We start from the raw sequence: 6,776 nt of genomic DNA, 5'->3' as shown, positions 1-6,776 counted from the left end.
TGTGGAAGCTAGTAATTTGCTTAAGCCGGATGTGCTGAAAGGTACAAGTCCGGTTTTGAGGGGAGGGGGTTACAGCGATGTAATCTCTTTACCCGACTTTTACACGAAGAATTAACCGTGATACAAAGATGCCGAGAAATTATATCGGAATGGTTAGCTGGCATAGGTCTGCAACTGAAACCTGAAAAGACGAGACTAACTCACACGCTTTATACAGAGTTGAGTGAGGATGGTAAAGCTGGTTTCGACTTTCTTGGTCATCACATCCAACAATACCGAGTCGGTAAATACCAAAGCGCCAAAAACGCACAGGGTAGGATATTGGGATTCAGAACTCTCATCACCCCATCAAAGGAGGCGAGTAAGGTACACCAAGAGGAAATTGGAAAACTCATCAGAAAACATAGGTCATCGCCACAAGCGAAATTAATTAAAGACCTCAACCCTGTCATAAGGGGATGGACTTCTTATTACTCCAATTCTGACGCTCAAACAGTCGGAGAACTATCTAAACAAGATTACCTCACCTACCTGAAACTCCGTAGATGGGCAAAACGCCGCTGTGGAAACATTAATGATGGTCACATCAAATACTGGCTTTCAACAGATGGCAAAAACTGGGTATTCGCAACCAAAGAAGGGAAAGCGAACCCCCTTCGGTTATTTTCACATAGCGAATTTAGCAGCAGTAGCACCAGCTATGTGAAAGTCAAAGGCGATAAAAGCCCTTTCGACGGTGACACAGTTTACTGGAGTTCAAGACTGGGGATACACCCTGAAATGCCCAGTCGAAAGGCTAAGTTGCTTAAGCAACAAAAGGGTAAATGTCCTTGGTGCGAACTACGCTTCCAAGAATGGGATGTGATGGAAGTAGACCACAAAATCCCTAGAGCGCTAGGCGGTAAGGATGAGTGGAAAAACCTACAACTGTTGCATCGGCACTGTCACGACGAAAAGACTGCTAATGATGGCAGTGGAAGTTCTGTAATGACAAAAGAAAGCACATTGAGTAGCCGTGTGCGGTGAAAGTCGCAAGCACGGTTGCGGATGGGAGGGGAGAAGTAGTAATATTTCTCCTCGACCCTACCCGATTTGGTCGCTTACGTAGGCGCTTCGCCGTGCCGAAGGCAGATTTGAGGATTAAAAACCTAGTGAAGAATCACTGTCTCGCTAAATCAATTAATGACGCAGGTTGGTATCAATTCAGAAAGTGGTTGGAGTATTTTGGTGTGAAATTTGGTCGGGTGACGATTGCCGTCAATCCTGCTTATACTTCACAAAAATGTTCAAATTGCGGTGCAATCGTAAAAAAATCCCTATCCGTAAGAACCCACGCTTTTGACAACTCCCCAGCCCTAAAGGGACGGGGATTCATAAGACCATAACTTAAGTCTTACAGGTGCTGACAAGTCACCTCTACCAACTCCACGCTCGATCGAGTCCAAGTATTGTTGCTACTTTGCGACCAATATTTGCACAACCATTACAATCTGCATTAAATTAGCCACCCCTTCGCAGTCCGATATAATCCACGCTTGATTCTTGTTCCAGAAGCTTTCCACCCTTCGGGTTTCGCACCGAATTTAGGCAGTTCGTCAGCATCTAAAAAAGAAGTTTTCGAGGTATAGGATTCTTCGGTTTCAATAAATTTGATACCGTACTGCTTGCACAGTTGAGCAATTCTATCTTTTAACCGACCCGTGGGAATCTGAACAAATTTTTGATTGGTCTTTGCGCCCAGATTTATCGAATCTTTCTGATTCTTGTTCCATCCAAATACAACTGTACCAATTTTGGATGATACACAATGATTGATAACTTTACGAGGGGCTTTGTTAACCGCATCCCGCATTGTTCTATTTCTGTTTTCGGTCAGCCGTTCCAGTCTTTTCGACCAGAATCCATTGTCTTTCCCAGACATCAAGGTTGCCACTCGTTTGTTGTAGCCTTGATTGATGGACTTGAGATGCCTTCCGTCTACAATGAATGAAGTTCCAATATTGCTGACACAAGTTATCCAGTTGTCCATCCCGTGGTCTATCATCAATACAGAATCAACGTTCACATCGGATTGAACAGTTGGTTTTTGGTAAACCAACTCCAGATAAAAACATCCGTTCCTGGGTAAAATCCTGTACTCTCGAATAGCAGAATAGTCTAAGTTAGATGGCAGGGGTAGATAGAACGCATCTATGCCAAACCAAGCTTTAACTTGCTTCCCTAAAGGAAATCGCAACATTCCATCTTTTAATTTGACCGATCTACCTGTAAATGTCACCAGCGCTAATCCGCCTTGTCTGTATCCAGGCAGTCTGGGATGTTGCGTCACGATTCCTTCTTTGAGTCCATTGAGTAAACCCAAATAGGACTTGAAAGACTCAGCAACGCTAGTTAATATCTGCTGTGCGGTATCTGAATAGAAAACTTTGTAGTGGATGTTTTGATTTTCCGTTCCTAAAACTTTATGCAGCTTGGTTCTACTCGGTATTCTTCCAGTCTTGAAGAATAGTTGTCGGGCATAGTAAGTTCCACAATTAATTAATTTTGAGGCTTCACTGCACAAGAATTCTAAGACTGCTTTCAAGTCTTTGTCTGGACTAATTAGATTTTGCTGGCATCAATACATTCTGTTTTCCTCCTTGGTTTATATTAGCATGGTATTCTTGATTAAAAATTTAAATAGGCCTGCAAAACAACCTATACAAAAAAATATTGAAGGCGGTTGAAACCGCATTCCAAGTTCCTCCCCATGTCTAAAGCCAGGGGCTTCCCGCTCGTTTTTCGGTGAATGTGGATTTGTTATGGATAGGGATTGGAACGCAGCGATTAATATTCTGAAATCAGCCTTGAGTACGGTAGGGCATACCGGAACTTGGGTCTTAAACCCGAACGCTTTGGGAGATTCGACCTCTACTTTGACGCTCAGAAATCCAGTCGCAAGCAAGTTGAGTCTATGAACAAAGAATCCCTTCGCATGCACGGCAGGGGAGTGTCAACAACACCAAATTCTGCCAACATCCTGCATCAGGCATAATTTTTGCTTTTTCCCTATTCCCCCTGGCTTGTTTTAGCAAAACTTAAATTTTGTTAACTTTTCTTAATTATTCGGCTTTGCCCAGTCCAAGGCAATAGAGGCGATCGGTCTGCGGGACAATTTGGGGCGGGACACGTTCAACAGTTGACCGCTTGACAGTTGACAGTTTGAGAGCGACCTCTACCTATAAGTCCGAGGATTGGAGTAATGAATAGTCTGATTTTAATTTCTCCCTCAAAGACTTGGGGCTTTCAACCAATTCTTTCTGGTAACGACAAGGGCGATGGAAGCAAACTCTAGAATTAATTTTTACTGCATTTACATCCTATATTTCAATTCCGGGTCAAAAATCATCAAATCCTTTCCCTGTCTGCTTTTTTGCTCGAATTTTCTCTGATTTTATCGCCATAGGGCCCTCGAACATCACAGACAATCTCTCGATCGGCAGTTTACCGCTGCAATGTGGCATCTATCCCAGAGAGGAGATTTGCCAGCACTCGCCCCACCTCAATTTACCTTCTCAGAGAGATAAGTTCTGTAATAAATTGTAATAAACAAACACTCGCGAGCATTGTATAAAGGTTATCAGAGGGTTGAAACGACAGGCGAAAGTTAACAAAAACACTGATTAACAAGGTTTGTCGCATCTCATAAAAGATGTAAAATTTTCTAAGGTTTCTTAAACGTCCGTTACAATGTCATAATAGTGCAGGTAGCGGAAAGGGAGAGAACGAGCCGACCAGCTAGCGCATAGCTGGCGTCAACCTTCAACCCTGGCAGGCTTACGGGCCTGAACAAATTTAACTTAACGGTTTTATACCGCAACCAAACTCAATTAACTCAAAGAAAGTAGGAGAGTTCGTTCATGTTTGACGCATTTACAAAAGTGGTTTCCCAAGCAGACGCTCGCGGCGAATTTTTGGCTGCTGGCCAACTAGATGCTCTCAGCAGCATGGTTTCTGACGCCAACAAGCGGATTGACGCAGTAAACCGCATCACCGGTAACGCATCCACAATCGTCGCTAACGCAGCTCGCTCTTTGTTTGCTGAACAGCCTCAGTTGATCGCCCCTGGTGGCAACGCATACACCAGCCGCCGCATGGCCGCTTGCTTGCGCGACATGGAAATCATTTTGCGCTACGTCACCTACGCAACCTTCGCAGGCGACGCCAGTGTTCTAGACGATCGTTGCTTGAACGGTCTGCGCGAAACCTACCAAGCTCTGGGAACTCCAGGTGCATCCGTTGCGACCGGCGTGCAAAAAATGAAAGAAGCAGCGATCGCGATCGCTAACGACCCCAACGGCGTTACCCGTGGTGATTGCAGCTCGCTGATGTCTGAAATCGGCAGCTACTTCGACCGCGCAGCTAATGCAGTAGGCTAAAAATAGCCAAGCGCGAACATTTCTTCCTGTAAAGAAGCGAGCGATCGCATTATTTACAAGCAATCATTTTGGTACAAACAAAACAACATTAGGGAGACAGCAGAACAATGAAAACCCCTTTGACTGAAGCAGTAACCGCCGCCGATTCTCAAGGCCGCTTCCTGAGCAGCACCGAATTGCAAGTAGCCTTCGGTCGTTTCCGCCAAGCAGCAGCAGGTTTGGAAGCAGCCAAGTCTTTGAGCGCCAACTCTGCGCGCTTGATCGACGGTGCAGCTCAAGCTGTGTACAACAAGTTCCCGTACACCCAACAAATGCAAGGGCCAAACTACGCTTCTACCTCAACCGGTAAAGCTAAGTGCTCCCGCGACATCGGCTACTACCTGCGGATGGTAACCTACTGCTTAGTTGCAGGCGGCACAGGTCCGATGGACGAGTACCTGATTGCAGGTATTGACGAAATCAACCGGACATTTGAATTGTCTCCTAGCTGGTATGTTGAAGCTCTCAAGTACATCAAAGCCAACCACGGTTTGAGTGGCGATGCTGCAACTGAAGCCAATTCCTACCTCGACTACGCAGTCAACGCTCTAAGCTAGATTTGCGTGATGCCCGGAAATGTAAGCTGCTGTTAGCTTGAGTGTTAACTGTTGTTTACGATTCCGGGCATCTGCGATCGTAGCCGAGTTTTCCAAATACTTTTTTGCAAGGGCAGATTTCAGTTAAAGATTTTGTGCGGGCAATTGCTCAGTCCGAAAATTATCGGAAAAAGTTTTTTTTACCCGAACTCGCAAACGCGGTTAATCGAGCTTAATTACAAGCATTTATGCGGGCCGTTATCCTTACGACGAGTCGGAAATTGCTTTCTACGTTGATTTGTACAGTGCAGAAGGCTACGAAGCTGAAATCAATTCTTACCTTGACTCAGTAGATTATCAAAAGAATTTTGGCGAAAGTGTAGTTGCTTGCTATGGCGGTTTTGCGATCGCAGCCAACTCTACCGAGTCACCGCAATGCAAAATTCGGCTAAGTTTTCGCCCCAAGCGCGGTGTACGACTACCGAATATCTCGTGCCTTACGATCGACTTTCGAGCCGCTTGCAGCAAATCAACAAACGTGGCGGCAAAGTGGTAAGTATTACCACAGCTTAAAGTTTGTAAAGACGTTTTTTTGAAACGTCTTTAACAAATTAGGACTAATAATTGATGTGTACAGACAAGCTGCGCTTCCGTGCACCCTAATTTGACACATCTTGGCCCTAATCCTAAAAATCTCAAGTTCAACCAAGCTTTAAATTTTTGTTATTAATTTAGGAGAAAATCTGGTGGCTATTACGACAGCAGCGTCCAGACTGGGAACATCCGCATTGAGCGATGTGCCGCAGGTAGAATTGCGCCCGAACTACACCAAAGACGACGTTGAAAGTGTGATTCGCGCTGTTTACCGTCAGTTGTTGGGCAACGACTATTTGATGAAATCCGAGCGCCTGAAAAGTGCTGAATCTTTGCTCAGAGATGGCAGCTTAACAGTGCGAGAATTTGTGCGTGCCGTGGCAAAATCGGAACTGTACAAAACCAAGTTTTTATACAGCAGCTTCCAAACACGGACGATCGAACTAAACTACAAACACTTGCTCGGTCGCGCTCCCTACGACGAATCTGAAGTAATTCATCACTTAGATTTGTACCAAAATCGAGGGTACGACGCTGATATAGATTCTTACATCGATTCAGTAGAGTATCAAGAAAACTTCGGCGAAAATATCGTCCCTTACTACCGCGGCTTTAACACGCAGACAGGTCAAAAAACCGTTGGTTTTACCCGGATGTTCCGGCTGTATCGCGGCTATGCAAACAGCGATACATCTCAACTCGAAGGCAATAACTCCCGCTTAGCTGTCGAACTCGGCACTAACAGCGCTACGGCTGTAGTTGGGCCTTCTGGCGGTAACGAAGGTTGGGCATATCGGTCTTCGACACAAAACGTAACTCCCAGCAGCGGTTTCGGCGGCGCGGCAGCTTACGGTAAAGAAGGGCGGCTTTTCCGCGTTGAAGTGTCGGGCATTCGCACGGGTGGCTATCCCCGCGTGCGCCACAGCAGCAAGGCGTTTATCGTACCTGCTGACGATTTGTCCTCGCAAATGCAGAAATTTCAACGCCTGGGCGGGAAAATCGCCAGCATTACTCCAATTTAGTCCTTAGTCCTCAGTCATTAGTTATTAGTTGTTAGTCATCGGTCATTAGTCGTTAGTGAAATTGCTAGAGATTAATAGCCCTTGGCTAAGGTCTAATAGTTGAAAGGGCGATTGAAATCGCTTCTTGTCAAACAATGTCCGCGGAGGCGGACGAAGAGTAAGAATGA

8 protein-coding genes and 1 pseudogene are annotated in these 6,776 nt (G+C 45.4%); 8 read left to right on the top strand and 1 reads right to left on the bottom strand.

Annotated features, from left to right (window positions below; genetic code table 11):
* Positions 1 to 117: 117 nt before the first annotated feature.
* On the top strand, positions 118 to 1,026 hold the full coding sequence (locus JGK39_RS24590) for a group II intron maturase-specific domain-containing protein (RefSeq protein ID WP_293248878.1): 909 nt from the start codon (positions 118 to 120) through the stop codon (positions 1,024 to 1,026).
* Between the two features lie 104 nt (positions 1,027 to 1,130).
* Positions 1,131 to 1,334, top strand: a pseudogene (locus JGK39_RS24585) (zinc ribbon domain-containing protein); the annotation flags it as partial.
* Positions 1,335 to 1,495: 161 nt separating this feature from the next.
* Here JGK39_RS24585 and JGK39_RS24580 read toward each other — a convergent pair.
* Complete coding sequence (locus JGK39_RS24580; protein WP_293248875.1) at positions 1,496 to 2,584, bottom strand: transposase; 1,089 nt, start codon at positions 2,582 to 2,584, stop codon at positions 1,496 to 1,498.
* Positions 2,585 to 2,801: 217 nt separating this feature from the next.
* On the opposite strand from JGK39_RS24580, the gene JGK39_RS33740 reads away from it, so the two are divergent.
* The 6 genes from JGK39_RS33740 (at position 2,802) to JGK39_RS24555 (ending at position 6,609) form a co-directional block, all read left to right on the top strand.
* Positions 2,802 to 2,957: a hypothetical protein gene (locus JGK39_RS33740; RefSeq protein ID WP_366049000.1), complete on the top strand. Its 156-nt coding sequence runs from the start codon at positions 2,802 to 2,804 to the stop codon at positions 2,955 to 2,957.
* Positions 2,958 to 3,899: 942 nt separating this feature from the next.
* Positions 3,900 to 4,418 carry a phycocyanin subunit beta gene (locus JGK39_RS24570; protein ID WP_293248873.1) on the top strand — a complete coding sequence of 173 codons (519 nt, stop codon included), beginning with the start codon at positions 3,900 to 3,902 and terminating at the stop codon, positions 4,416 to 4,418.
* A 107-nt stretch (positions 4,419 to 4,525) separates the two neighbouring features.
* The gene (cpcA, locus tag JGK39_RS24565) at positions 4,526 to 5,014 is read left to right on the top strand and encodes a phycocyanin subunit alpha (RefSeq protein WP_293184148.1); all 489 of its coding nucleotides are present in this window, start codon (positions 4,526 to 4,528) and stop codon (positions 5,012 to 5,014) included.
* Positions 5,015 to 5,148: 134 nt separating this feature from the next.
* On the top strand, positions 5,149 to 5,229 hold the full coding sequence (locus JGK39_RS33735) for a hypothetical protein (protein ID WP_366049003.1): 81 nt from the start codon (positions 5,149 to 5,151) through the stop codon (positions 5,227 to 5,229).
* Positions 5,230 to 5,380: 151 nt separating this feature from the next.
* Positions 5,381 to 5,566, top strand: coding sequence for a phycobilisome linker polypeptide (locus JGK39_RS24560; RefSeq protein WP_293248870.1), 186 nt, complete (start codon positions 5,381 to 5,383; stop codon positions 5,564 to 5,566).
* Positions 5,567 to 5,739: 173 nt separating this feature from the next.
* Entirely contained in the window at positions 5,740 to 6,609 is an 870-nt protein-coding gene (locus tag JGK39_RS24555) for a phycobilisome linker polypeptide (RefSeq protein WP_293248867.1), read from the top strand.
* Positions 6,610 to 6,776: the final 167 nt, after the last annotated feature.

This window comes from Microcoleus sp. PH2017_12_PCY_D_A, assembly GCF_020738565.1.
GTDB lineage: Bacteria > Cyanobacteriota > Cyanobacteriia > Cyanobacteriales > Microcoleaceae > Microcoleus.
This window is presented reverse-complemented; position numbering and strand designations above follow the sequence as displayed.